25 protein-coding genes and 1 pseudogene are annotated in these 25,668 nt (G+C 36.2%); 15 read left to right on the top strand and 11 right to left on the bottom strand.

Features of this window, described 5'->3' with window-relative positions; translation table 11 throughout:
• Positions 1-365: 365 nt before the first annotated feature.
• The 15 genes and pseudogenes from ACYT6F_RS06270 (at position 366) to ACYT6F_RS06200 (ending at position 13,648) form a co-directional block, all read left to right on the top strand.
• The gene (locus ACYT6F_RS06270; RefSeq protein ID WP_472600377.1) at positions 366-4,124 is read left to right on the top strand and encodes a hypothetical protein; all 3,759 of its coding nucleotides are present in this window, start codon (positions 366-368) and stop codon (positions 4,122-4,124) included.
• A gap of 121 nt (positions 4,125-4,245) precedes the next feature.
• A complete protein-coding gene (locus tag ACYT6F_RS06265) occupies positions 4,246-4,515 on the top strand; it encodes a hypothetical protein (protein WP_472600376.1) in 270 nt (89 codons plus the stop codon).
• 3 nt (positions 4,516-4,518) lie between these two features.
• A complete protein-coding gene (locus ACYT6F_RS06260) occupies positions 4,519-6,099 on the top strand; it encodes a hypothetical protein (protein ID WP_472600375.1) in 1,581 nt (526 codons plus the stop codon).
• Positions 6,071-6,490 (top strand): hypothetical protein, encoded by a 420-nt coding sequence (locus ACYT6F_RS06255; RefSeq protein WP_283423181.1) that lies wholly within the window; start codon positions 6,071-6,073, stop codon positions 6,488-6,490. Before ACYT6F_RS06260 ends, ACYT6F_RS06255 begins: the two co-directional genes overlap by 29 nt.
• A 172-nt stretch (positions 6,491-6,662) precedes the next feature.
• Entirely contained in the window at positions 6,663-6,869 is a 207-nt protein-coding gene (locus tag ACYT6F_RS06250) for a hypothetical protein (RefSeq protein WP_472600374.1), read from the top strand.
• Positions 6,850-7,185 (top strand): zincin-like metallopeptidase toxin domain-containing protein, encoded by a 336-nt coding sequence (locus tag ACYT6F_RS06245; protein WP_472600373.1) that lies wholly within the window; start codon positions 6,850-6,852, stop codon positions 7,183-7,185. The genes ACYT6F_RS06250 and ACYT6F_RS06245 overlap by 20 nt, the downstream gene beginning before the upstream one ends.
• Complete coding sequence (locus ACYT6F_RS06240) at positions 7,186-7,467, top strand: hypothetical protein (RefSeq protein WP_472600372.1); 282 nt, start codon at positions 7,186-7,188, stop codon at positions 7,465-7,467. It abuts the gene before it with no gap.
• Positions 7,468-7,549: 82 nt separating this feature from the next.
• Complete coding sequence (locus ACYT6F_RS06235; RefSeq protein WP_472600371.1) at positions 7,550-7,774, top strand: hypothetical protein; 225 nt, start codon at positions 7,550-7,552, stop codon at positions 7,772-7,774.
• Positions 7,775-7,892: 118 nt separating this feature from the next.
• The gene (locus ACYT6F_RS06230; RefSeq protein WP_472600370.1) at positions 7,893-10,253 is read left to right on the top strand and encodes a hypothetical protein; all 2,361 of its coding nucleotides are present in this window, start codon (positions 7,893-7,895) and stop codon (positions 10,251-10,253) included.
• A 4-nt stretch (positions 10,254-10,257) separates the two neighbouring features.
• Positions 10,258-10,740 carry an SMI1/KNR4 family protein gene (locus ACYT6F_RS06225; protein WP_472600369.1) on the top strand — a complete coding sequence of 161 codons (483 nt, stop codon included), beginning with the start codon at positions 10,258-10,260 and terminating at the stop codon, positions 10,738-10,740.
• Positions 10,741-10,824: 84 nt separating this feature from the next.
• Complete coding sequence (locus tag ACYT6F_RS06220; protein WP_472600368.1) at positions 10,825-11,040, top strand: hypothetical protein; 216 nt, start codon at positions 10,825-10,827, stop codon at positions 11,038-11,040.
• A 16-nt stretch (positions 11,041-11,056) separates the two neighbouring features.
• Positions 11,057-11,518, top strand: coding sequence for an SMI1/KNR4 family protein (locus ACYT6F_RS06215; RefSeq protein WP_472600367.1), 462 nt, complete (start codon positions 11,057-11,059; stop codon positions 11,516-11,518).
• A gap of 362 nt (positions 11,519-11,880) precedes the next feature.
• Positions 11,881-12,354: an SMI1/KNR4 family protein gene (locus tag ACYT6F_RS06210; RefSeq protein WP_472600366.1), complete on the top strand. Its 474-nt coding sequence runs from the start codon at positions 11,881-11,883 to the stop codon at positions 12,352-12,354.
• Between the two features lie 323 nt (positions 12,355-12,677).
• Positions 12,678-13,139 carry an SMI1/KNR4 family protein gene (locus tag ACYT6F_RS06205; protein ID WP_472600365.1) on the top strand — a complete coding sequence of 154 codons (462 nt, stop codon included), beginning with the start codon at positions 12,678-12,680 and terminating at the stop codon, positions 13,137-13,139.
• A 129-nt stretch (positions 13,140-13,268) separates the two neighbouring features.
• Positions 13,269-13,648 (top strand): annotated as a pseudogene (locus tag ACYT6F_RS06200) (group III truncated hemoglobin).
• Between the two features lie 32 nt (positions 13,649-13,680).
• Here the strand turns inward: ACYT6F_RS06200 and ACYT6F_RS06195 are convergent.
• The 11 genes from ACYT6F_RS06195 to ACYT6F_RS06145 all read right to left on the bottom strand — a co-directional run bounded on the left by ACYT6F_RS06195 (position 13,681) and on the right by ACYT6F_RS06145 (position 25,612).
• On the bottom strand, positions 13,681-14,751 hold the full coding sequence (locus tag ACYT6F_RS06195; RefSeq protein ID WP_472600364.1) for a calcium:cation antiporter: 1,071 nt from the start codon (positions 14,749-14,751) through the stop codon (positions 13,681-13,683).
• Between the two features lie 66 nt (positions 14,752-14,817).
• Complete coding sequence (locus ACYT6F_RS06190) at positions 14,818-15,156, bottom strand: DUF6122 family protein (RefSeq protein ID WP_472600363.1); 339 nt, start codon at positions 15,154-15,156, stop codon at positions 14,818-14,820.
• 10 nt (positions 15,157-15,166) lie between these two features.
• A complete protein-coding gene (locus tag ACYT6F_RS06185) occupies positions 15,167-16,408 on the bottom strand; it encodes a hypothetical protein (RefSeq protein WP_472600362.1) in 1,242 nt (413 codons plus the stop codon).
• Positions 16,408-18,468, bottom strand: coding sequence for a hypothetical protein (locus ACYT6F_RS06180; RefSeq protein WP_472600361.1), 2,061 nt, complete (start codon positions 18,466-18,468; stop codon positions 16,408-16,410). Before ACYT6F_RS06180 ends, ACYT6F_RS06185 begins: the two co-directional genes overlap by 1 nt.
• 15 nt (positions 18,469-18,483) lie before the next feature.
• Positions 18,484-19,149 carry a hypothetical protein gene (locus tag ACYT6F_RS06175; RefSeq protein WP_472600360.1) on the bottom strand — a complete coding sequence of 222 codons (666 nt, stop codon included), beginning with the start codon at positions 19,147-19,149 and terminating at the stop codon, positions 18,484-18,486.
• 15 nt (positions 19,150-19,164) lie between these two features.
• Positions 19,165-19,881, bottom strand: coding sequence for a DNA alkylation repair protein (locus ACYT6F_RS06170; RefSeq protein WP_472600359.1), 717 nt, complete (start codon positions 19,879-19,881; stop codon positions 19,165-19,167).
• A gap of 2 nt (positions 19,882-19,883) precedes the next feature.
• The gene (locus tag ACYT6F_RS06165; RefSeq protein ID WP_472600358.1) at positions 19,884-20,537 is read right to left on the bottom strand and encodes a DUF4919 domain-containing protein; all 654 of its coding nucleotides are present in this window, start codon (positions 20,535-20,537) and stop codon (positions 19,884-19,886) included.
• Between the two features lie 16 nt (positions 20,538-20,553).
• Positions 20,554-21,831, bottom strand: a complete 1,278-nt coding sequence (locus tag ACYT6F_RS06160) for a cation:proton antiporter (protein ID WP_472600357.1) — start codon at positions 21,829-21,831, stop codon at positions 20,554-20,556.
• Positions 21,832-21,857: 26 nt separating this feature from the next.
• Positions 21,858-22,487, bottom strand: coding sequence for a DUF4919 domain-containing protein (locus tag ACYT6F_RS06155; RefSeq protein WP_472600356.1), 630 nt, complete (start codon positions 22,485-22,487; stop codon positions 21,858-21,860).
• Positions 22,487-23,716 (bottom strand): GTPase HflX, encoded by a 1,230-nt coding sequence (hflX, locus tag ACYT6F_RS06150; protein ID WP_472600355.1) that lies wholly within the window; start codon positions 23,714-23,716, stop codon positions 22,487-22,489. Before hflX ends, ACYT6F_RS06155 begins: the two co-directional genes overlap by 1 nt.
• A 135-nt stretch (positions 23,717-23,851) precedes the next feature.
• Complete coding sequence (locus ACYT6F_RS06145; RefSeq protein WP_472600354.1) at positions 23,852-25,612, bottom strand: metallophosphoesterase family protein; 1,761 nt, start codon at positions 25,610-25,612, stop codon at positions 23,852-23,854.
• Positions 25,613-25,668: the final 56 nt, after the last annotated feature.

Below are 25,668 nucleotides of genomic sequence, written 5' to 3'. Positions count from 1 at the left end.
AAATATTTTTGGATAAAGTATGCAAAAAACATTTGTGACATTGAAAAAGGATGAAACGCAATACCGGCAGTTCATTGTAAGAAAACACAGATTATTACTTGGGAAATCCCATTCAGATATTTAATAAAATCTTTACACCGGACTCAATTTTTTATTGATTAAATTTTAATACGACGTGTTCTGTCGCTTTCCCGGCGGATATTTGCTGTAAGAAAATACAAACAATGAAACAGGATTTTAAAACTTCCGGTGGATATACATTAGCCTGAAGACCACCTAAAAAAATAAGGCTAAAACCTGAAGTGACTCTCATAAAAAGAGGCTTCAAATCTTAACCTTAACAAGCAAAACAAAATTACAAAAAAATGTCCACAAATGACAGCATTGCCAATACCGGCAATACCACTACTCAGAACACTTCTCAAACATTATTCAGATTTATAAGCATGAGAAACCCTCAGCTTACGGAAACAAAGAAAGAAAATTTAGGATTTATCCACAGACCTGTTTTAAATAATGCCTTTGATCAGGCCGTGAGAAACAGATCCGGAATCTCTAAAATTAAAGCATTGGAAAACCAGTGTAAATTATTTCCCTCTCCTTTTACAGAAAAAGATCTTGAAAACAGCCAATATGCTGGCCTGCTTAAAATAGGCAGAAAAATTACTAAAAAAGAAAAGCTTTCCGCCGCAGAACTGACCAGGACAAAAGAGGCATATTCTTCCGGACAGACCGAGTTTGAAAAACTATGGGACAATCTGATCTATCAGGTTGTTACCCAAAAAGACTTTTATGCTAAAGAAGCGCTCGTTCATATTTTAAAAGCTTTACATGTAGGCTACGCGCAGACACTTTCTTTAACGGAAGAACTTACAAAAATCAACGGAGCCGATCTGGTGGCAAAAGCACTCGATGCTAAAGTAGTGATGCCAAAAGAACTTTTCGTAGAAGAAGAAATATCAGGATCTTCTTCGGCCTCGAAAATGGCATCATCCGAAACATCAGGCCTTTCATCAAAAACAAAAGAGAGAGTAAAAGCAGATGCTAAAAGAGATTTAGTGGTAACTCAGGCACTCCTCAAAAAAGAACAGCTTGAAAAACTGAATGCTGAACTGGAAAAGATCCAGAAAGCATATCATAATTCCAGGACGAAAGCTTATCAGTCTGCATATAATGAATATACTGCCACCTATCAGTATCAAAAAGAAGAATATGAAAAAGTTTTTGAAGAAATAGCTTATTTAATAGAGCACAGAGCACCCGAAGAAGAACTGATAAAATTACACGAAAAATTAAGGGAGCTGGAAGTTCCTCCGTTTGAGTTTTCGTATCAAAATGAAATTAATCTTTCAGAACTTCAGAGAAAATTGTCTCCCGAGTCGTTAGAATTGTTTATGAGCCTTTTCGTTTCCCAGGAAATAGTTGAAGTCTTTTCTAAAATATCTCCCACGGCAACGGTAGAAGTGGTTTCAGAATCAGAACTGAGAATCGGGACACAAATTCTACAGGTCGACGACAGCTACCAGACCTATGAATCCCTGATTTCCCACGTACAAAATCATATTTCACAGCAAACGCAATATGCCTTGGACAATACTGTGCTGGAGCAGACTCAATATGCTAATTTAGGAGGAGCATTAATTCCGGTTGGAAATTCCTCAACGAGAACACACTTAGCATACAGCCTTTTAGCGGTCTGGAGAAGATCGGCCTTTGTTCCGGATAACGGATTTATCAATTTTTCTTTTGAAGTGCAGGATAATTCTTGGAGTGTAACCAATGCAAAAATTATATTGGAATCTAATACCGGATACCATGAAGAAGCAGTAGCAAATATTGATGTGCTTAACGGCATAATCAGCTTCCCGGCAGTGATGGTCAATAAATTCTCATCAATAAGCAAAGTCCGAATTGATATCTACTTCAGCAACGGAAGAGAAGCGTACCTGGAATTACTGAAGATTCCTAATAATGAATTGCAGACCGGATTACTTACATTAAGACCGGGCAAGGAAGATCCAAGAGAAGAAGGCGCGGCAGAAGCACCTGCCGGAAGAAAACTTTTCGGGCTTAAAAGATTGGGTATTGCCGAATATATGAAAGTAGTCCAGAGTACCCATGCGTATGTTCCGGGAGATGTTACCCATATTGAAAACATTATGGCTCGGGAGTTTAAACAAAAGTCTACCAGAAGACTGAGAAAAAGTGAAATCCAAACTACAACCTCTAAATCTACAGAACGCGAAACCCTTACAGACACTACAAGTACCACCAGACACGATATGCAGTCAGAAGTGGCCAATGTTATCATGAAAGATACAAGTGCACAGGCATACGCGAACTGGAGTAAAGATTCAGAGGTTTACGGAAGATTTGAAGTCGGCGGTAGTCTTGCCACTCATAATGCTAAAGAAAACAGTATCCGCCAGGCGATAACCCAATCACAGGAAATCACCAACAAAGCGACTGACAGACTTCTTACTAAAATCTCTGAAGAAAGAATTGAAAAAATTATTGAAGAATTTGAAGAAAACAATGCGCATGGATTCGATAACCGAAACGGCGACAAGCATGTTGTAGGCGTTTACAGATGGGTAGATATGAAATACAAAAACCAGATCTACAACTACGGAAAGCGAACCATGTTTGAATTCATGATCCCTGAACCCGCAAGATTACACAGGCTGGCTTTGGCTGTAGCAAAAGCAGATGTGCTTACCGCACCGGTAGATCCCAGAAAAGCACCGGCTCCTTACACGATGCCGAATCCGAAAGCAGCCCCAAAAACCTTACTGCAATACTGGGCAGATATTTACGGAGTAACGCTTACGGATGAAATGCCGGGCAAAGAGATTATTCTCAATGCCAACGGAAGCCCTCAGACGGAAGGGGAAGGCATCTTCTTCGATGGCAACCTAGAAATTCCTGACGGCTATAAAGCAACTACAGCAACCATCGTATGGGCATACAATAAGCAGAGAAACAGGTCCGGATTCTGGCAGGGAAATTATATCCTTCCCGCTTATTTATCATTCGGGAATCTGAAAGGCATAAACTATTATAAGGACACCCATAACCAGACGCTCAATGGTACAGAAGGCGTGAGCGGATTAAACCTTACCGGAGTTTTCAACTACAGGGTATCCGGGAAAAATATCGGCGGATTTAATATTGCCCTTAAATTCCCATGCGTTCCGAATGATGCCAATGTTCTGGCATGGCAGACTGAAAACTTCAATGCCATCATCGAAGCATATAAAGAAGCGTACGAAAAATTTAAAGAAGAACAAAAACGTCTTGATGAAGAGCAGAAAGAGAAAGAAGCAGAAGCCAAGGATAAAATGGGCAATTTCTACCGCTACATGGAGAATGATGTACTAAAGCACAACTGTATTGCCTATTTGCTACAGGATTATCTCTCTCCGAATACCATAGGACAAAACTTTACCGATGGTGACAAAATGGAAAATTTCCAGGTGTTTCTCAATGAAAACCTGGACCAATATACAGCAATGGCCAAATTCATGGAGCAGGCTTTTGAATGGAATATTATGAGTTACAGTTTCTATCCTTATTATTGGGCCAACAGAAAACACTGGCAGGAAATGTATATTTCGGAGAGTGTAGATCCGCTATTCAGAAGCTTCTTACAATCCGGGATGGCAAGAGTTATTGTAACGGTAAGACCGGGATTTGAAGATGCCATCCAATTCTTCCTGAGTACCGGAAAAATATGGAACGGAGAAGAAGTTCCGGTAATCGGAGACCCGATGTACATGAGCATTGTGGATGAAATGAGAGAGCCTGTAGGAATCAAGCAGGGAAAACCATGGATTACGAAACTTCCAACCACCCTTACGATTTTGCAGGAAGGTTCAACAGGACTGAAGACAACAACAGCATTGCCATTCAGTGCAGAAAACCCGTTGGAGTTTGAGAATCCGGAAGAAGTGGTTATATCATCCGAGTTCGCCATTACCGATGCGCAGTTAAGTTCTGGAGCACATCGTTTCGTGGAAAATATCGACATCAAAGACGGCAACCTGCAGCTGACTACAGATGATGATCCAAGAAAAGTAATTGCCCAGATCTCTATGCAGAGCATCAAAAACAATCTTCCTTAAAATATGCTTCAGGCAGTAAGCAGTATGCCGAAAGCCATAAGTTAAATATTAACAACCTGCTTTAGGCAAGTGGCGGTGGGTAAAAATGCCAGCCGCCACGAGCCAAAGCAAAAAACAAAAAATGATGACTTACGAAGAATATTTAAAAGAAATAGAAGATTTTGATGACATTACCCAACAGGAACTTTTAGCCGATTTTCAAAACCTTATTCCGCTGGATAATCCTTCTTTGATGAAAGAAATAGGATATGGAGGGTTTGAAGATATAAAAACAGATAAAACATTTTATGAAATTTCCAATGAAATTGCATTAAATACCCCTTTAGGTAAAGACAGTGTATTCTACAGAGAACTAAGAGAAATAATTAAAGGTCAAATACCAAAATTGTAAGCTATGGGATATTGGAAATATGAAATTGTACATGATTATAATGCTACCAAACTCATCAAAGAATTTCGGGAAGAAAACTTGAAACTCAAAAATTCTAAAGGTACAGAAGATGAGGAGACGGATTTTATCGTGTATGCAGAAAAGGACGATCATACGATTAGCTTAGGCAGAGTATTGCTTATCAAGATGAGTGATGCAATGGTTAAGTACCACCATGAATATAAGGGTACTGTAGATTTACCGGAATATTGGGCGAAATATATTTACGAGCAGAGCAAAAACAATAATACGTTTCATTATAATGAAGATGAGATCGCTGAAGCATTTTTAGAATCTATTAAATTACAAACCAAATTCATTTCGGTATCTGCTTTAGATGTGCAAAACTTTATCAGGAAAATCACAGAAAGCATTTCAGATTCTTTCCGAAAAGATGAGCGGTTCTCCAGAGAACAATGGGATCCTACATTGAAATCAGATGAATATCTTTTTGCAGAACCAGAAAAAGCCTTTAACTATTTTATACAGAAATGTAATTCTTTAAAAAAAACACTCAAAAAAGTAAAAGATCAGTTAGAAATTTTGAAGTCTTTTAAAATATTGGGTAAAGAATTTAAACTACAAAGTATTGAAGACATCATCAAAGGAATTGATGAGCAGATAAAAAGTATTGAAGATTTAAGCAATTGGCTCATTGAGAACAGAGATGATATCAAATTAAAAATACCATTTCTTTGTGGAGTATGGAATGGCTTGGTAGAATTTGTTGGCGGATTTTTAGACCTTGCTTTGCTGGCTATTAATATTACCGTTAGTGATTTAGCTGGAGGTGAAACCAATTTAGAATTTTTAGAAATAAGAGAAGGTGTAGAAGAAGCTTTGGGAGCTGTTTTGAAAGATTCCGCCAAAGTCTTTAATGATGTAATTGAAGGTATAAAAAATTACAAGTATGCCCGCTATGATGATCCTAAACTTAACCAATACCAAATACAACACAATGAAGGAGAGGATCTTATTTTGGCAATAGATATTATTGTAACGATCATTACTATAATAAAAGGTATTGCGAAACTTGCAAAACAATTATCTAAATTTGTTAAATGGATTAATGAAGTTTTAGTAAGGGGAGGCAAGGGTGCAAGGAAAGTTATTAATAAGATAAGAAAGATCACATTAGAAGAGGCTCTTAAATGGAAGAAAGAAGACTGGCTGACAGCAAAAATTTTAAAATTTAGTGATGACGGAGCTACTTTTCGTAATTCAATAAAGTTATTGCAAAGAGAAGAAGAAAACATTTTTAATATTGTGGCGCATGGCAGTAATAATGGAAAATTTGTTGATTATTCGGGAACATGGACTAAAGCTGAAGACTATGCAAATATCATAAAAGCCGAAGGTTGGATAGAAGGCACTCCGATAAGATTAGTGTCTTGTTATTCAGGCTCTCTAAAAAACGGCTTTGCCGCAAAATTAGCTAAAATACTAAAAGTAGAAGTAGAAGCTCCTACTCTTAAGATTCGAGTTGATGACTTAGGTAACTTTGTACATGACAAAAATGGAAAATTTATTAAATTCAAACCCTAAAATGAAAAATATGAAATTTATAGGATTTATAAACAAGCATGATGATTACTTCTTTGCAAAAGATTTACAAAAATATTATTTAGCAGACAATGAGGAAAATACACAAAGAAATGAAGTTATTGAGTACCTTAAAAAAGGAGTATTGTGTGGTGCAATAATGTCTATTGCTGAAGACACTGATAACGAGAGAATGGGTTCAGTCTCAGCATATACTGATGGTGAGTGGTATTGGCCGGAGTACTTTGTAAATTATTTAAAAAAATATAAGAACTTTAAAATTGATAATGATTTTGTGATACATGTACTAAAAAATAAAGATAAAGAAGTAGAACTAACAGAAGAAGAAGTTTCTGAATTAGAAAATATTTTTTTTAAAATTGCTTGGAATTAATAATTGAAATAATATTGATAAAGCTCCAAAATCTGATGACTTTGGAGCTTTTATGTAGAATAAACTTGCAAAGCAATTATCTAAATTTGTTAAATGGATTGATGAAGTTTTAGTAAGGGGAGGGAAGGGGGCAAGAAGAGTCGAAATTGCACTACTACGAAGAGGGAAATATTTGGGACAGATTCTTGATGATGCAGATTTTATAAAGATAGAAAATTATTTAAAACAATTAAAAGTAGAATTGCAAATTGGAAAAGGAGCCGGAGCTTTTGAAGTAGAAGGATTCTTTCTTAAATCTGGAAATCCTTTAATGTTGGAAGCTCATAATGCCGCAATGTTCGTTACAGATGGGATAAAAATTGAAATTGATTTTACGTGAAAATGCCACTCTTTACGAGACCCTCCACGAACTAATGCATATGCGGGATTGCCAGAAGATAGGGATGAAAGCATTTATGCAGAAATCTTTGGTGGAGCGGGAAAAATTTGTGTATGATAAAATAGTAGAATATCAAAAGTATTTAAATAGAAAAGAGTTAGAACATGCTGAATGGTATATTAATTGGAATTATGGGAAGTTTGGGAACACAGATAATCTTGGAAATCCCATAAAAGAAAATTTACCTTTTAATTTAGATGATATACCTAAGAAACGACAAGAAGTAAATGTAGATAAAATTTTAAATCTTAAATAAATGATAACAAAAGAACAAGCATTAGAAAATGTCAAAAAATATCTTATTGAAAAAAAACGAGAATATATTTTTATAGTTAATAAAGATAAAGTGGTTTTTGAAGAGCAAAAAAAAATTCCATATGGAAAATATGAAGATAAGATAAAGGATATTTATGTAGTAAATTATGACATTGAGGGTTATTTAGAACCTATCCCCCAATTTGTTGCGGTAAGCGCTGAAACAGGGGAGGTTTTATTTACAATGACGCAGCACGGTTACGCTGAAGATTGGGAAGAGTAAGACGTAAAAGGTTGCAAAAAGCGACTAATTCTTCAATAATATCCACAAAAAGTAATGTTGATAAGTTCTAAATTTTAAAATAATGAAAAAAGAATTAATTGATAGTTCATGGGATTTTACTTTATATGAAGAAAATGACATGAAATTTTTGGAGGTAGTTTATTGTAATAGTTTTGTTGATTTCACAAGAGAATTTAAATTAGAAGGAGACGAGCTAAACTATGATTTTGACAGATTGAAAGTATTAGCAGAAGACATTAGAAAGAACTACGAAAAGTACAAAGACAGAGAGATAAAACCAGAATAAGTTTTACACTCCGAAGCAAAAATGCTTCGGAGTTTTTTTAATAGATTTTGACAGCATTACTCAACAGGAACTTTTAGCCGATTTTCAAAACCTTATTCCGCTGGATGATCCTTCTTTGATGAAAGAAATGGGATATGGAGGATTCCAGGATCTAATGAAGGTGAAAAATGACGCTCAAACAATGCAATTGGGGGAGACAATACGTGGAATGAAGAATGTGAGTCCTTTATTAACCATGGGAGCGGTTTCAGGAAACAGCACGATTATAAAAGATACTTATTTTATCGATGCAACATCTATAGATTATAACGGGATCATGGTGATTAATGATGCCGGAACTGACCCTGATGATATAAAAATTGTTGAAAAAGATTTTTACTATTATCCTGAAAGCAAAAACAAAAAATTTGCTTATCAAGTAAAGATCTTTATTTCTAAAAGTGCAAAAAAGTTGGAAGAAACTTTTAAAAACACAAATGCTTCTGAAAACGAACTGCTCATTTTTGTAGAAGATAACTCTACGGACAAAACAGGTTTTATCTACGGAGCAGTAACTGTCGGAAGTAAACTGAGAGAAAATCTTTTGTCAACATATGAAAGTGATGTTACGGAAAATAAGAATCTTATCCGTACGGTTTTGGACTCGTTCGTATTGGAGACAGGTTATATCATTGAAGAAGATTTTGTAAAAGAACTTTTAAAAAATGGAAAAGCTGAATACCCTGCACTAAAAACAATTTCTGTTATCTATACGGTTATTGACTTTATTTCATTCGGAGCGTTTACAGAGGTTTCAAATTATGGTATCAGTATACTTCTGGATAAAGCGATAGAATTTATCAACAAAGGAAAGATAGAAGATCATCGTTGGAATCCGAAGGCTCAAAAAGCTTTCGATCCTAAATTTTATCCCATCGCTTTGGAACAAGAACTGGATAAGTTAGATGATAGTGAATTAAATAAAAAGATAAGAACTGTTATTCAGGATCTTACTACGGGTCTGGAAGAATACGATATCTATTTTAGCAATCTTTTCAATATACCCGCCGGCAAGAAGAAAGATCCCAAAAACATGACCCTGAATGAGATTGTGTATGATGCATTCAGGCAGGTTTATCAAAAATGCAAAAACATCATTGATAATTTGGAGAATATTGATGTTTCTGATATTCTTAAAACCGGAATCAGAGCATGGAATGCTTTCATTTGCGGAGTATGGAACTCTTTAGTAGATGCAGTAACCAGCCTTCTGGATATGATAAAGATGATTATCAACATCAGCACTTCAAGTAAGGAATTGATGAAAAATCTTGACACCCATTTGCCGAGATTAGTGGAACGGGTGGAGGAAGGTCTTCAGAATATGGAGAATTTAGATCTTTGGCAACTAACATTACATTTTTTACAAAAAGCAATTACAGCTTCTATTAATATAGATTTAGTTCATGTAGCGTATTTTATAGGTGGTTTTTACGGATTCATAATCTCTTTACTTATAGAAGTAGTGATAGGTATTTTGATAAGCGGAGGCGTTCTTTCGGTAGCAGAAATTGTCCGCAGATTAGGACAGGAACTTTTTGGTTTTTTTACTACATTTGCTAGAGGGGTGAAAAAAGCCTGGCAAAAAAGTGTAAAGTTTGTAGGTAAAGCCATTGATGAGTTTATAAGAATCTTAGATGCTTTAATTGATTTTCTGAAGCAGGGCAAAGATGAGATGCGTAAAATGATAGACGAAATCTTTGAGGCTTTTAAACTTTATTCTAAAGAAATACGAAGTTCTTTGAATATGCAGCTTCCTTTTTTAGGACCGGCAGAAATTGCTTTACAAAAAAGATTGATGAAGGCATTTTACACGGGTTTTAAAGATTTGTTGCTGAAGTACGCAGATGTTGCCAAAGTAATGAAGACTTGGAAAAAGCTGAAGCCTATGGGAGACCTTTCTAAAAAAGATATTGATATTCTATTACAAATACGAACACTCAATAAAAGTGGGTTCAATAAAAATGCAGCTATCTTGCAAGCTGAAATAGAAGTAAATGGAAAACTAATTACTTTAGAATATAAAGCATTAGCAGGAGATGGTATAAACGGTTTGGGATTATGTCAAAATCCAGACAAAATATATATTGCAAGACAATTGGGAATGAGTGAAGCTGAAATGATGGAACATTATAAAACAGTTGACGAATATAATGAAGTAGTTAAAAGGTTTCAGGATTCTGAGCATAAGATTTTTTCTAATTTCGATCATGATTTAGCTACATTTAAGGCTGAAAAAATGGGAGAAAATGTAGTAAAAGTAAAAAGTATGAAGTTCAAAACTTTATATGAACCTTGTAACTCCTGTAAGAAACAGATGCTTATTCGTCATGAAATTTATGATAAAGCAGAACTTGTTGTGGAAGCAGTAAGAAAAAATGCAAAAGAATATGCAAAGGGCAACTTAGATTTAAAACGATTAAAAATAGTAAAGGAATAACATTATGAATATTCAATATTTACAAAAATTAAAAGAAACTCCTAAAATTGGATCGGATAAAATTATTGGTGTTTCAGAATCAGAAATAGAAAAAGCGGAACAAAAATGCAATGTTAAATTTCCTAAAGCTTATAAAGAATTTCTATTTTTAGCAGGAAAAGATAGAGGAGCATTACCTTTGATGGATACTGCAGACTTAGAAACTATTTCTTCTGATTGGCATCAAGAAATTATGCGAGAAGAGATGGAAGAAACAGGATTAGGCAAACAACTCACTCGCCCTTTTTGGCTTTTTGCGGAAAGTAATGGGTGTGAAGTATTTTATTTTTTCTATTTAGATGAAAATACAGAAGATCCAAATGTTTATCTTGTCAACTACGGTCAACAAGACAGGACAAAGATAATAGAACCATTAAATGATCCTTTTAGTATTTTTATTGAGAAAAAAATAAAAACCGCTTACAGAATCCTAAAAGAAGGTTGGTAGTAAAATCAAAATTAGCCGTTAGCAATAGCGGCTTTTTCATTTCAAGATTCCGAACACAAAATTTTCGCCCAAAATGACCACGATTTGGCTACATCAATGGCAAAACATGGAAAAGAAAATGTACAGGTTTTAGAAAATAATTTTAAATCTCTATTCGAACCCTGCCCCTCTTGCAAAAAACAGATTATTATTCGACAAGAAATTTATAAAGTAGAAAAACTGAGTGTAGAAGCTGTGAAATTAGACGCAAAAGAATATGTAAAAGGAAATAAACAATTATTAGAATTTTTAAACCAATAAAATATGAGCTATATATATGCAAAAATTAGCAGATACGCCAAAAATAGGAACGCAGAGAATAAGAGGTGTCTCCACATCTGAAATACAGGCGGTAGAAAGTAGATTAAATATTAAATTTCCGCTAGCATATAAAGAATTTTTACTTTTGGCAGGTGATTATCCTGGAAATTTACAACTTTTTGATGGTCATAGTACTTTAGATATGTTGGCAGACGATGAAGTATTAGGCTATTTAAAAGAAACTTTAAAAGAAAATAAGCTAAACATAACAAGACCATTTTGGGTAATAACAGAGTATGGTAATTTTGATCAATTTACTTTTTTCTATCTTGACGAAAACACAGAAGATCCAACTGTTTGGGGTGTAACATATAATGGAGATGATGAATATTATATTTATTCATTAAACAAAAAATTTAGTGAATATATTGATTCAACGATAGATAAATCCATTCACTTTTCCAAAAGAGGATATTAATACAAAAGCCGTTAGCAATAGCGGCTTTTGCGTTTTCAAGATTTAGTTACAATATATTTAATCAACGAGACTACTAATTGGCGATATTAATGGCAAAACATGATTCTGAACATATAGGTTTTTTCTGATTTCGATCATGATTTAGCTACATTTAAGGCTGAAAAAATGGGAGAAAATGTAGTAAAAGTAAAAAGTATGAAGTTCAAAACTTTATATGAATCTTTTAACTCTTGTAAGAAACAGATGCTTATTCGTCATGAAATTTATAAAGTAGAAAACTGAGTGTAGAAGCTGTGAAATTAGACGCAAAAGAATATGTAAAAGGAAATAAACAATTATTAGAATTTTTAAACCAATAAAATATGAGCTATATATATATGCAAAAATTAGCAAATACGCCAAAAATAGGAACGCAGAAAATAAGAGGTGTCTCCACATCTGAAATACAGGCGGTAGAAAGTAGATTAAACATTAAATTTCCTTTGGCATACAAAGAGTTTTTATTGTTAGCTGGAGAGTACACGGGTAATTTACGTATTGCTGAGGGATCAACCAGTTTGGAAGAACTATCTGATATAGATTTTATGAACGAGCAACTCAATAAATATGGTCCGCATATTACCAGGCCATTTTGGGTAATAGGAGAGAAAGATAATTTTGATCAGTTTTATTTCTTTTACTTGGATGAGAATACAGAAGACCCCATAGTTTGGGGAGTTACACACGCTTCAAACTACAATGACCCCAATATAATTGTACCATTAAATATGACCTTTAGTGTCTTTATAAATGAGGTAATAGACAAATCCATCCATTTTTCCAAGCATGGATATTAATTAATAACAAAGCCGTTAACAATAGCGGCTTTTGCGTTTTCAAGATTTAGTTACAATATATTTAATCAACGAGACTACTAATTGGCGATATTAATGGCAAACACGGCAAAGAAAATGTACAGGTGTTGGAAAATAATTTTAGATCACTATTCGAACCCTGCCCCTCTTGTAAAAAACAGATTCTTATCCGACAAGAATTATATAACGTAGATAAATTGAGTATTGAAGCTACAAGATTTAATAAAACTCGATATGCAATAGGAGATGAGGAATTTTTAGAAGCAATAAAAAATTTAAAATAAGAATTGTTATGGGATATATATATGCAAAAATTAGAAAATGCACCCAAAATAAGAGAGCAAAAAAGGAAAGGTGTATCTGCAACAGAAATACAAGTCGTAGAAAATAGATTAAACATTAAATTTCCTAAGGCTTATAAAGAGTTTTTACTGTTAGCTGGAGAATATACTGGAGGGTTACAATTAGGAAATGGACATAGTAGTTTAAAGATGTTGTCTCATCCAGAAATACTAAAGGACTTAAAAGAAGCATTGATAGAACAAGGTTTACAGATTACACGTCCTTTCTGGGTTATTTCAGAATATAATTCTTTTGAACAATTCTACTTCTTTTATCTGGATGAAAATACTGAAGATCCCAAAGTATACGGTGTAACTTATGGTGCAGGAGATGAAAGCTACATTTATCCACTAAATGAAAAATTTAGTGAATTTATAGAAAGTGTAATAAACAAATCCATTCTTTTTTCCAAAAGAGGATATTAATACAAAAACCGTTAGCAATAGCGGCTCTTGTGTTTTCAGGATTTAGAACATATTTCCTAAAACCACATTTATGAAATTTATCAACCCAAAACATTAAATTTAAGAACGAATTTACCTTAATTTTGAATTATGAAAAAACTGGAATCACGGGAAGACATAGAATATCTTGTTAATTCTTTTTATGCGAAAGTCATTAAGGATGAAACAATAAGCTTCTTCTTTACCGATATTGCCAAAGTAGACTGGGATAAGCATTTACCCAAAATGTATTCGTTCTAGGAATCATTTTATTCGGACAGATGACCTACAAGGGAAATCCTATGGGCGCCCACTTCCCGATCAATGAGATTCAGGCGATGGAACAAAAACATTTCAACCGCTGGCTTGAACTTTGGAAAGCCACGATTGAAGAAAATTTTGCCGGGGAGAATGCTGATATGGCCATTTACAAATCCGAGAATATTGCCAGACTGATGGCATTCAAAATGGATCTTGCAAGAAGACTGTAATTATTTGATCATTTATCACGAGCTGCGCAATTCTATGGCACAATTACCGTAAAAATATACGCTGCCAGATTCACCAGCAATACCGTTCCGTAAAGAATATTGGTTTTACCGCGACTCAGGGAAAGCATCACAATGAAGACTGATAATGAAAGCAGAATGATATCTTTTTTGTCTAATCCCAAAACCAAAGGAATATCGTACAGGATACACACTACGGAAACTGCCGGTATCGTAAGCCCGATACTTGCCAAAGCAGAACCCAGCGCCAGATTAAGGCTCGACTGGATCTGATTACTCCGTGCCGCACGGATAGCAGCCATACCTTCCGGTAATAAAACCATCCCGGCAATAATAACTCCCACCAGCGATTTCGGTGCTCCTAAACTTTGAACCATATTCTCAATGGTAGAAGAAAGTCCTTTTGCCATCAGTACAACAATAGCGAGGCAGATCACAAGAAAAACAAAGCTGATTAATGTTTTTTGAAACGACGGAATATAATGTCCTGCAGGATGTTCTTCAGATACTATAAAGTAATTCCGGTGTCTTACCGTCTGCACCATCAGAAAGATACCGTAAATGACAAGACAGGCAAGAGAAACAAAGATCAGCTGTGCCTGATTATAGAAAGGTCCGTTGACGCTCGAGGTAAAATTCGGGAGAACGAGGGTAAGAATCAGGATGGATACGATGCTTACGAGATAAGTTGTCGCAGATGTTCTCGCAAAAAATTGCTCATAGTACTTTACACCGCCAACCAGAATACAAATCCCCAGAATCCCGTTAAGGATCAGCATTACGGCCGCAAATACCGTATCTCTTGCAAGGGTAATGGCCTGGTCCCCGCCGGCAACCATCAGTGAGATGATGAGTGCGACTTCCAGTATGGTTATGCAGAGCGCAAGTATTATCGTTCCGAAAGGCTCCCCTACTTTATGGGCTACCACTTCTGCGTGGTGAACGGCAGAGAGTACACTTCCTGTCAACAAAATCCCGGCAATTACATCAGAAACAATCCCGGTACCCATAACACCGGAAAAATAATATCCTACGGCCAGAATAGGGAAAATATACGTATAATGTAAAAGTTCTTTCATTTTCATAAGCGTCTACAAAATACAAAAAATCTATGGTTTTTGAAATATTAAAAGAAAAATATTAATGTTATTTTAATGGCTCCAGCAATAAAAATCCTGCAGGTCCGTCAGCATATGGAACAGCAATCCAATACCGACAATTCGTATATTTCCTTTAAAAAACAGCATCAAAAAATACACCGCAATGGCATGATAAGAATGTAAAAAATGAAATCCCACGCTTCCTCTGTCAGGGTCAAAAATAGGATTCGCAAAAAGATGATCGAGATCCACAAGCATGGTTGCCAGAAGGATAAGATAGGTTTTCTTCCAGGTGTTGCGGTAAAACACCAAAGCAATAAATACCGGGAAAACAAAATGCAGAAAGTAATGCACAAAAGTCCGGATTAGAGCAATATCTGAATTTTCCATACCTTTAAAATTAATCGTTTCCCCATCTCAGCATCAGTGGCAGACTTCTTTTTTTGAATTGCAGTTGTATATAATATTGCTGCCCTTTATTCCCGTAAAAAATATAGTCTATATCTGAAACTATTCTTTTTTCTTTTGACGTTAATGATTTCAACCCCGAAAACAGTAATGCATTATTTTTAATAAAAATATAATTTTCATTCAGCCTAAAAGATGCCCGGACTGTTTTTTTCGTTGAATAAATTTCGAGCCCTGCAGATTTTTTCTCAATAATATTGGGCTGAAAAGGGATCACTGTAAACTGACCTTGTGCATTAACCCATTTTTTATTTTGAAAATACTGCAAAGCTTTTTCAGGCATTGAAGTTTTCAATGAAATACAATAATTGGGCTGTAAGATTTTCTTAATTGTTTTCTTTTCAACTTCATTAAAGTTATCATCGTACTCGTAGGTAATAATCGTGTCATTTACCTGTTGCAGATCTGCTGTCGCCTGCAAATAACCGATCTGTACAGAATCTGAAATGTTGTTTTTAAATATTGAAGTAATTTTTTGAATATTGTCGTTATCGAGTTCTAAATCAATGAAATGATGTCTTTTCTGAAGTTTGGCAACAACTGAATTAAAATCTTCATTTGCTCCATTGCTAATTTCAATATTATCTGAATTTAACCGGATAGGAAAATTCCGGATCTGACCTTTTTCAATCAATGAAATGCTTGCTAACGAACCATCAATAAACTGATCTGAATTGAAATTCGTTCTTTGGGAAAATGTGGAAAACTGGCGTTTTATATTTTCAAAAGCCGAATTGGAAGTTCCGGCAATACAATAATCCTGTTCTATTTTAATAAAGAGATGATCTTTTTGAAAGAGATTATTTCCTTTTTCTGCAAAACTGTTTTGCTTCAAATAAGTCAGGAATCCGGATTTATCTTTAAGTTCCAGAATGCAGTACCAATCCGAAAAGGCCGTATTTTCCAAGTGGAAGATCTGTAAAAAATCGGGAATTTTCAACCCCGATTGCTGTATGGAAATTGCATTTCCCTTTTTATTTTTTGTATTAAACCATTCTGAAGGATGTGATAAAAAGCTTATCATATACTGCCTCACCGCCTTTTTGGTATCAACTAAAACAACGGCATCTGCATTGTTCGGAATATATTTTAATTCCTTATCGCGATGATAAAGAATAAAATACCCGCAGATGAACAGGAAGAGTAATGCGAAAGCTGTTTTTCTCTTTTTCATTACAGAACGGGCGGTTTTTTGTCGGCTTCATTTAATTTATATATTTCGTCAAAAAGATCGAAGAAATACATGAGGCTGTTTTCCGAAGATCCTTTAATTGAATAATCGATTTCGGTTTGAATCGTATTTCCTTTGGATTCTGATTTAAAATATACGTCGCCCACATTTTTTCTTACCAGATCCAGCATTTTTCTTTCGGAACTGCTTTTGAATTCTTTTTCCAGTCCGGTCAACAGTTTCTGCACATCAAATCTTCCTGACGCAGGATATTTTGTGGAATCTTTTATCCACGCTTTGGATATCTGCCCCTGATTTTCAACATGTAAACTATTCACTGAAGTCGTAACGTACACAATCCCGTCCTTAACAGTAAAGAACAGCTCATCCATAAATCCCGAATTATGATCTTCTTTAAAAGAATATATGTTCCCGTTTTTAGAAAAGTTTTTGGAGGTATTTTTATTGCTAGCCAGCAGATTGAAAATACGGTTCCAGTATCCTTCATTTTCAGTAGCAAAAGCGAAAACAAAATCAGGAGCAGCCACTTCCTTCGTTTTCTTTACCTCTTTTTCGTTATATGCATCATCATATTCGTATTCCGTGTAATCAACAGTTTTGGATTTCAGTTCATTAAGGACAAATATTCCGTTACCGGGTGCAATTTTTGAGATTGCTTCTTCATCCAGCACAATTTTCACGGTTTCCATGATGAGTTCGGTTTCTTTCTGATACCCGGAATCTCCTGCATTCTTCATCAATGCATACATCATGTCGAAGTATTTGCTGCTATTAACGTTAATTGCATAATAGCCAATGCTTTTGTCATTAATAAGACGGGCAAGCTTTTTATTTTTACGGCCATTGTAAATTCCTTCAACGCTTTTCTGAACCTCCTCATTTTTATGCTGGTAATTGTTTATCAGCCTAACCTTATCTTTATCAAAATACAGATTATACGACGAGTCGGAATTATAAATTGAATTTAAAAGATTTCCGTATTCGTACATTCTCATCATTTTACCGTACACCCCGTTATTAACAAGACTTCCATAGTTGGTATAAACGAAAACATCCGAACCGGCATCCCGGGAAGCTGTCATTTCAACAGGAACGTCAAGCTCGAGATTAGAGTTAAAATACTGATCGAAAGATTCTTCTGCAAGCTTTCTGTGCATTTTGAACTTTTCCGTTTTCAGAGAGTCCATTTCCTTTTTAAAATCATCATATTCAGGAATTTGTAAGTCTTCCATATCCTCTTCCGGAGCAGGCAAAGGTTCCGTTTCTACAATGGGCTCCTCATACTTTTTATCTGCTGAACCTTTCTTTTCTTCAGGATACTGGTGATGCTTTTCCAGGTATTTGATGTCTTTCTGAATTTTTGCAATTTCAGCCGTATTCTCCTTGATGCTTTGTTTTAAATATTTAATATCATCTTTCAGATATTGTATTTCTTCCTTGTAATCAAAAGGCTTTTCCGGTTCTTCTGCATAAGCACTATCTACGGCTACACTGTCTACAACAGCGGCCGCAACACTATCTATAACTGCCGCTGCACTATCGGTAACAGCTGTTTCATCCCAATTGTCTTTATAAGGCTTATCGTAGCTTATCATCTTAAGAACAGCACGGCTGCCATTCCACGCTACAAAAATATCATCGTCCAGGCTTACGTACGAGTAGTTGTTCTTGCGGGAATTTTCCAGTCCTTTTTTCTTAATGGAAGTGACGAATTCCTGAAACTTTTCTTTGTTATCAATGATAAAATGTGCCGTGTAAGCCTTTACAGAATCATTGAAAGAAGCATAATGATATTGAGGGGCGTCATATTTTATTCCCGTTTTGGAATAATCGGTCCAGGAGAGCTTTTCTTTTCTCTTTTTGGTTACTTCCTGCAAAATCGGATTAAATTTTCCCCAATTAATTTTTTTATCGAGTTGTTTCCCATTGATTTCCATATAAAAAAGGACATCTGCGGGCAGTTTCATACGCTGCTGTGCAAAAGGAAGGGAAAAGCAGAGCAAAAAGAGGATCACCTGCGTTTTTTGTAGTATAGATTTCATGGTGTGTGATTGATGTTATTGAAACAGAATATTATTTTGTAATTGTTTTTTCTGAATGATGAGGTCGATAATATTGGCCTCCAGCTTTACCGCTTTTTTGTTCGGGGAAAGAGAATAAGCCGTATTCGATTGAGATTTTACCATATTTTCAAACTGCAGTACGGAAATATAGCGGGCATCGTTGAAGATCTCTTTGTCGGCCTTGCTCATTTTATCGTAATCGCTTTTGAAAGTATTGACCTTGTTTCTGATGAACATCTTCTTAGCAAGATTTTGACTGTAGATCTGCGTGGGAATCATTTTGCCGATGATGTTTCTGGCTTTTAACTGTTCCAGCCCGGCATTGATGTTTTCAATTTTACTGAAATGACAGCTCAGCCTGATGATGTAATTGTCAAAATCCATTGACGTTTTTACGTTTGAAATTCCCGGCGTAGCCTTAAAAATCCTGGCAGCTTCATTAATTTTCGCTTCAATCTCAGATCTTTTCGGGACTTTCTTCCCATTGATCGTTTCCATTTTTGAAATGGAAGCCAGCCTGGTCTTGCTTTTACTGGCATTGAGAATAAGAGAGTATTCTCCGCTGCCGTCAGCTTTTACATTTACTTTATCCAAAATGTCAAAACAGCTTGTAAGCAGCAGTAAAGACGTTACGACAAAGAATAATTTTATTTTCTTCATGAGTGGGTTTTAAATTTATATTCTTCCTTTCAGATAATCCTGACGAGTCGGCTCGTCTAATTTTTCAATGGCATATCTCAGACAGGTTCTCGGCATTTCTTTATAATACTTGTTTAAATAAGAGATCAGTTCCTGCTGATTTTTCTGACCCATTTCCCGCAGCATCCAGCCGTTTGCTTTATGCATCAGATCATGCGGGTGCCTTAGATTTTCAGTAACAAATTCTTTAGTAAGATTAAAAACACCTTTTTTGATATAATACAGGGTTCCGACTACGGCGATTCTTTTGTGCCACATTTCTTCAGAAGCCGACAGCTTTCTTAAGATCTCTTCTTTATGATATTCACAGCAATACCTGCCAAGAATTTTATAACAGCTTGAATCTACAAGGTCCCAGTTGTTGATATACCTTAAATGGTTCAGATAAAATGTTACAATTTCATCTTTTATGTTTTCATCTTTTGTTTTTTCAAATTTTAAAACCAGCATGAGCAAGGCCGTGAGACGGTGCTCATGATATTCTGACGAAAGCAGCGCGCCAAGATCCGTAAAAGAAATCTGAGAATAATATTCTTTGGCAACCGAACGCTGATCCGGAACGGTTACGCCCAAAAACAAATCACCTTCTCCGTATTCACCTTTCCCTGTTTTGAAAAACTTCGGAAAAAACGCTGCTTTTTCGGGAATGGAAAGCTCATTTAAAGCTTCTAAAATCTGACGGTACGTTTCCATGACTAAAAATTAAAACAGCCAATACATTTAACGAATAAGCTGGCTCCCCCATTAGAATATTCCGTAAGTATTGAACTCTTGTCAGTTTTCAGATCTTTTTGTTTAAAATCTCTTCCCCTCATCATAACAGGTTTGGCAAAGGTCATCATATCTCCTGCAGTAATCACACAAATTGGCGAATCTTCGCTTCGCCCGGTTCCGCTTTCATCAATTATTTTAATAATCGTATTATTCTGCAATATGCATCGTTCTGCTTTTGTTTTTTCTCCGGTCGCAAGATAAATATTTACCATGGAAACCAGAATTTCCATATTCAGAGGATTTTTATTGTAGGCAGCTTCAGCTGCAGCCAGAATTTTTTCTGCCTTTCCTTTTGATAATCCTTTTCTCGAAGCAATTTTCCAGATTTTCTCATAATCATCATTATAATCTTTGATATTGTATTCTGGCTTTACAAAACGGCTTCCGTAATACATTTGGTTCAGCTCCTGCTGATTCAGTTTCGAAGGATCTTGTTTAAAGATTTCTAAATATTTGTAAAAATATTCCTGTGGATTTTCAACGGCGTTTTTTTCAATTTCCTCAACATTAATCTGAGCTAAGCTGACACCAAATACCAATAAGATTAATACTGTAATAATTTTTTTTATTTGCATTTTGATTTACAATTTTTTAACCAATATCATTTAAAGTATTTTCCTGTTCCTCTTCTTCTTTGGCAATTTTATTAGGATTGGCAATTTTACCAATGGTAAGTCCCTGAACAACAATTGAAAACACCACAACGCAATAAGTAATACTTAAAACAGCAGTACTGTATTCGTTTTTTGGGATCGAAAGAGCCAAAGCAATAGAAACACCACCCCGGATTCCTCCCCAAACCAGCACTTTTACTGTTTGCGGACTGAAAGTTCTTGTCATAAACTTCGTCGGACCGTAGATGGAAACGAGCCTTGCCAATAATACGACAACAATCGCGACAAGCCCCGGAATCATGAAATGGCTGAGATCTTTTATCAGCAAAAGCTCAAATCCTATGAAAAGGAACAGTACGGCATTCAGGATTTCATCTATCAGTTCCCAGAATTTAATAAGATAATCCTGGGTAACGGATTTCATTTTAAATTTAACATTAAAATTACCCATAAACAAACCCGCGGCAACCATCGTTAAAGGCCCCGAAATATGCATCTGCCGTGCGATGAGATATCCTCCCATGACAACAGAAAGAGTTACCAGCACGGAAATTATATAATCGTCCACTTCTCGCATCAGTCGGGAAGTTACCCATCCGAGTATCACTCCCAGCAACAAACCTCCACCCGCTTCTTTAAGCAGAAGCATCCCGATACTTTCCACACCGAGATCGACTTCATTCCCGATAGCCAACTGAAGCACAACTGTAAAAACCACTACGGCCATACCGTCATTAAACAAAGATTCTCCTGCTACTTTTGTTTCCAGGGATTTTGAAACGTTCGCCTGTTTCAGGATACTTAATACAGCCACCGGATCCGTTGGCGAAATAAGTGCCCCAAAGAGAAGACAGTAAATAAAAGGAAGCTCGATCCCCAGAACCGGGAGAATATAAAACATTCCAAAGCCTACTACAAAAGTGGATATCACCACTCCTAAAGTCGAGAATATAAGCACAGGGCGCAGCTGTTCTTTAAGGTCGTTTATATTAATATGGATTCCTCCCGCAAAAAGCAGGAAATTCAGCATAGCTCCCATCAATACTTCTGTAAAATCAATGCTGTTCATCAGGTTATGAAGATGGCCGAAAGTTCTCGGCAACACGGCTTCTCCGAAGGAAACCAGAAATATGGAAACAACAATAGCGATCACCATAATTCCAATGGTACTTGGAAGTTTAAGGAATCTGTAATTAAGGTATGAGAATATGGATGCTAAAACGATTAACGCTGAAAATGAATAGTATAACTCCACTGAGCGGTTTTAATTTATTTTATTAATTAAAAATCAATATAAAGTACTTTTATATAAACGGTATTACTGTCTTTTTGCCATAAGTCAAACATTCCGTCTTTTCCGGGCTTTGAAACCTGTGTATAGTCCTGTCCGAGATTAAGGATATTCAGGAGAATATATTCATCTCCCACAGAATTGACGATATACGCAGTCTTTTCGGACTTTCCGTCACCGGAACTCCTGATTGCATCTGTAAGGGTACGAAACTGATTGAGATGATGTATAAAATTGCCTCCCTCCTTTTTAGCATCATATGCCCTCAATAAAATCAGAATAACATCCAAGTTGGTGGGATCTTTTTCGTAAAGGACTTTCCCTTTTTTAATACACTCGTCAAAATCTCCGTTCTTAAAAGATTCTGCCAGCATTTTAAAATCTTCATCCATTGTAGAAACGAGGTCGTTTCTGAAATTCCTGCCGTAGTACAGATGTTGAGATTCTATTGTATCGAGAGATTTAGGATAAGCCTTATATTTAAAAATGAGCTTCTCATAATTGTACGGAGATTTATCATTTTTAAGATCTTTCCTGATCATCTTCAGATCAACCGCCGATTTCTGCCCAAAGCTGAACACCGAAAACAAAAGGAATAAAAGCAAAATGTAATGTCTCATTATTCTGTATGGCTGTTTTCTTCCTCATCGTTATCAAAATACTCAAAAAGGAAATCGTTGTAAGGAAATCTTGAGATATGGATTTTCATAACCTCATCATAGATCATCTTCTTCATTTCGGGGAAATTTTCCCTGGTAAGCGCCGAAATAAATACGGTTGGATATTTTGATTTGGCCATCCAGGTATTTTTCCATTCTTCCAGCGAAACATTCTTTCTTGTAGAAGGCGTAAGATCGTCTTCATCTTTTTTCTCATAGCTGAAATCATCGATCTTATTGAAAACCATAACCATTGGTTTCTGATGTGCATTAATTTCCATCAAAATCTGATTAACAGAGTCAATATGATCTTCAAAGCTTTCATGAGAAATATCCACTACATGAATCAGAAGATCGGCTTCGCGTACCTCATCCAGAGTAGATTTAAATGATTCCACAAGCTGTGTCGGAAGCTTCCTGATAAATCCTACAGTATCGGTGAGCAGAAACGGAAGGTTTCCGATCACCACTTTTCTTACTGTGGTATCTAAGGTTGCAAATAACTTATTTTCAGCAAAAACCTCCGATTTGGAAAGCGCATTCATCAATGTTGACTTTCCGACATTGGTATATCCTACCAATGCTGCTCTTACGACTTTCCCTCTGTTATTTCTTTGGGTAGCCATCTGTTTATCAATGGTTTTCAACTTATCTTTTAATAATGAAATTCTGTCACGGATGATACGTCTGTCGGTTTCAATTTCCGTTTCCCCGGGACCTCTCATCCCGATTCCTCCTTTCTGACGTTCAAGGTGGGTCCACATTCTTGTCAGTCGCGGCAAAAGATACTGATACTGTGCCAGTTCTACTTGGGTTCTTGCGTATGATGTCGTGGCCCGTTGGGCAAAAATATCAAGGATCAGGTTGGTTCTGTCCAGTATTTTTACTTCCATTTCTCTTTCCAGGTTTTTAAGCTGGGACGGAGAGAGTTCATCATCAAAAATGACGGTTCCTATTTCGTTTTCTTTTACGTAATCTCTGATTTCCTGCGCCTTACCGCTTCCGATAAATGTTTTAGAATCGGGCTGTGTTAATTTTTGGGTAAAACGTCTGTCTACGGTAGCTCCTGCGGTGTACGCCAAAAACTCCAGCTCGTCCATATATTCCTGAAGTTTATCCTCATCCTGATGCTGCGTAACAACACCTACCAAAACGGCCTTCTCGTAATTGTGTTCTTTCTTTTCTAGCATTAAATTCTATCTATGTTTGTAAGATTTACAAGATAGCATTTTTCGGCAAAAAAAACAAGATGAATTTTTGTGGTACGTATTACAACATACCCTTTTTTAAAACATAAAGAATATCATCCCTGCAGCCCGTTTCATTTACAGCTTAATAATGGAATTCTTTTTTAGATTGACCTCAAAGTGATCTGCCGGATCTCCGTTGGAAAGGAGCGACAGAATTTTAAAGACTTTTTTAAGATTTGTAATCAATGAATCTCGTCCCTGATAAGCTGAAAAAAGCTCTTCCAGAATTTTATACTGCTGAAGTCTTTCAGTGGGTATATCCTTTTGGGCCAGTTCGTCGGCCGACTGAAATTTATAAAGATCCAGAAGGAGATCTTCCATTTTCCACTTTCTGAAGGACTGCTGATCTACTTTTATTGTCAAGAGCTGATCTTTTGTCTTTACAAGCAGCAGGAGATCTTCACCGGTAAAATCTTTTGTTTTTTCTATAAAATCTTTAGGCCACTCATCCGGAATCATTCTTAGCCGTACGAGTTCTTTAAGATGAAAGAGCATAAAATCATGATAAGATGAGGATCTCAGAATATCTTTATTCCAGAGCTTTTTACTTCCATCTTTTGCTAAAACATCATATTCTTTTTCGTACAGCGGGAACAATTCGTTAAAACGCGGGACGTCGTTTAAAACTTCTGTCTGTACCTCAAACCTGTCGGAGGAATGTATGGTAAGAACTTTATAAGCAGGAATATAAGCCGCCAGCGATGGCACCTGAACATTAACCAGCATATTTCCATTAATATTCCTGATTCCGGTATCGTTGACATGCATGTGTCCGGCAAAATGAATCTGCAAACCTGCTTCCGCAAAGGCCTTCGCAACTTCTTCTTCCGGAACTCGTTCCATTTGCCACTTTTTGTCGCCCAACAGACTCTTGATTTCGTTCGTTGCGCCGTCATTGAAATCAATCATAGGATAATGGGTAAATGCAATCACGGTTTTCCCATTCTTGCGGGCTTCGGCCATGGTTCTTTTAACCCAGTCAATCAGGTGCTTTTTGTGAGTGAGTACATTATTATAACCGATACCTGCTCCTTTGTAATTTCCGGGATTTTGAGGACTTTCGCTTATATCTTTGGGAATATACGTATTTCCGTCAATTGCCATCAGCCAGATCCCCTGTACCGGTTCGGCAACGTAGCTGAGATCCGGAACGGGAAAGCCTTCGGCGACATTGTACATTCTTTTGGTGTAATCTGCATCCTGTAATGCTTTTTCATAGGAATATTCTTTCGGAGCGTATTTTGAAAAAGGTGTACTCCAAAACAGGTCTTTCTTTTTAGGATAAAATCCAAAGTTTTTCAATTCATCCAGAATCTCGAGATAGCCTGACTCGGCAATGTCCCGTGTGGTTATTTTCCGATCGGTCTTTCCGATATTCCCTTTACTGTAAATACCGAGCGGATAACCATCCTGACCCAAAAAATCATCTTTTCCTGAATCCTGCCGGAACGGGCCTACCGGATCATGGTTTCCGGTTGTCATGTAAAATTCAATTCCATATTGCTGATGATATTGATTCAGAATGTTGTGCAATCCGCGGAGATTGTAGGCCTGCCCGTCATCTGAAAAATCGCCGGGCATGGCTACGATCTTAATTTCTTTTCCGGCAATATCATCCAACGCTTTCAGGAGCGCAAAATAGTTTTCATTGAAAATCCGGGTAGAATGCAGCTGTGCATCCATGGTTCTTAGAATGGTTGGTTTACCGGTTTTCGGATTGATAATTCCTTTAAAATCGCTATCGGAAAAGCTTCCGTACAAATCCTGAAAATGAATATCCGAGAGAAAGGCAATCTGCACCGGCTTTTGCTGCGCCGAAAATATTGAGAAAGCCAAGATTAAAAATGAAAATATTCCTTTACACATCTTAAAAAGACGAAGGTAAAGGAATA

The sequence above is a fragment of the Chryseobacterium sp. NG-CE01 genome (assembly GCF_055695505.1).
The sequence above is the reverse complement of the archived record's forward strand: the minus strand, read 5'-3'. Positions and strand labels throughout refer to the sequence as shown.

Coding starts and splice junctions, on each gene's coding strand:
- ACYT6F_RS06270 (WP_472600377.1), top strand. CDS start 366: ATGTCCACAAATGACAGCATTGCCAATACCGGCAATACCACTACTCAG.
- ACYT6F_RS06265 (WP_472600376.1), top strand. CDS start 4,246: ATGATGACTTACGAAGAATATTTAAAAGAAATAGAAGATTTTGATGAC.
- ACYT6F_RS06260 (WP_472600375.1), top strand. CDS start 4,519: ATGGGATATTGGAAATATGAAATTGTACATGATTATAATGCTACCAAA.
- ACYT6F_RS06255 (WP_283423181.1), top strand. CDS start 6,071: ATGGAAAATTTATTAAATTCAAACCCTAAAATGAAAAATATGAAATTT.
- ACYT6F_RS06240 (WP_472600372.1), top strand. CDS start 7,186: ATGATAACAAAAGAACAAGCATTAGAAAATGTCAAAAAATATCTTATT.
- ACYT6F_RS06235 (WP_472600371.1), top strand. CDS start 7,550: ATGAAAAAAGAATTAATTGATAGTTCATGGGATTTTACTTTATATGAA.
- ACYT6F_RS06230 (WP_472600370.1), top strand. CDS start 7,893: ATGAAAGAAATGGGATATGGAGGATTCCAGGATCTAATGAAGGTGAAA.
- ACYT6F_RS06225 (WP_472600369.1), top strand. CDS start 10,258: ATGAATATTCAATATTTACAAAAATTAAAAGAAACTCCTAAAATTGGA.
- ACYT6F_RS06215 (WP_472600367.1), top strand. CDS start 11,057: ATGCAAAAATTAGCAGATACGCCAAAAATAGGAACGCAGAGAATAAGA.
- ACYT6F_RS06210 (WP_472600366.1), top strand. CDS start 11,881: ATGAGCTATATATATATGCAAAAATTAGCAAATACGCCAAAAATAGGA.
- ACYT6F_RS06205 (WP_472600365.1), top strand. CDS start 12,678: ATGCAAAAATTAGAAAATGCACCCAAAATAAGAGAGCAAAAAAGGAAA.
- ACYT6F_RS06195 (WP_472600364.1), bottom strand. CDS start 14,751: ATGAAAATGAAAGAACTTTTACATTATACGTATATTTTCCCTATTCTG.
- ACYT6F_RS06190 (WP_472600363.1), bottom strand. CDS start 15,156: ATGGAAAATTCAGATATTGCTCTAATCCGGACTTTTGTGCATTACTTT.
- ACYT6F_RS06185 (WP_472600362.1), bottom strand. CDS start 16,408: ATGAAAAAGAGAAAAACAGCTTTCGCATTACTCTTCCTGTTCATCTGC.
- ACYT6F_RS06180 (WP_472600361.1), bottom strand. CDS start 18,468: ATGAAATCTATACTACAAAAAACGCAGGTGATCCTCTTTTTGCTCTGC.
- ACYT6F_RS06175 (WP_472600360.1), bottom strand. CDS start 19,149: ATGAAGAAAATAAAATTATTCTTTGTCGTAACGTCTTTACTGCTGCTT.
- ACYT6F_RS06170 (WP_472600359.1), bottom strand. CDS start 19,881: ATGGAAACGTACCGTCAGATTTTAGAAGCTTTAAATGAGCTTTCCATT.
- ACYT6F_RS06165 (WP_472600358.1), bottom strand. CDS start 20,537: ATGCAAATAAAAAAAATTATTACAGTATTAATCTTATTGGTATTTGGT.
- ACYT6F_RS06155 (WP_472600356.1), bottom strand. CDS start 22,487: ATGAGACATTACATTTTGCTTTTATTCCTTTTGTTTTCGGTGTTCAGC.
- hflX (WP_472600355.1), bottom strand. CDS start 23,716: ATGCTAGAAAAGAAAGAACACAATTACGAGAAGGCCGTTTTGGTAGGT.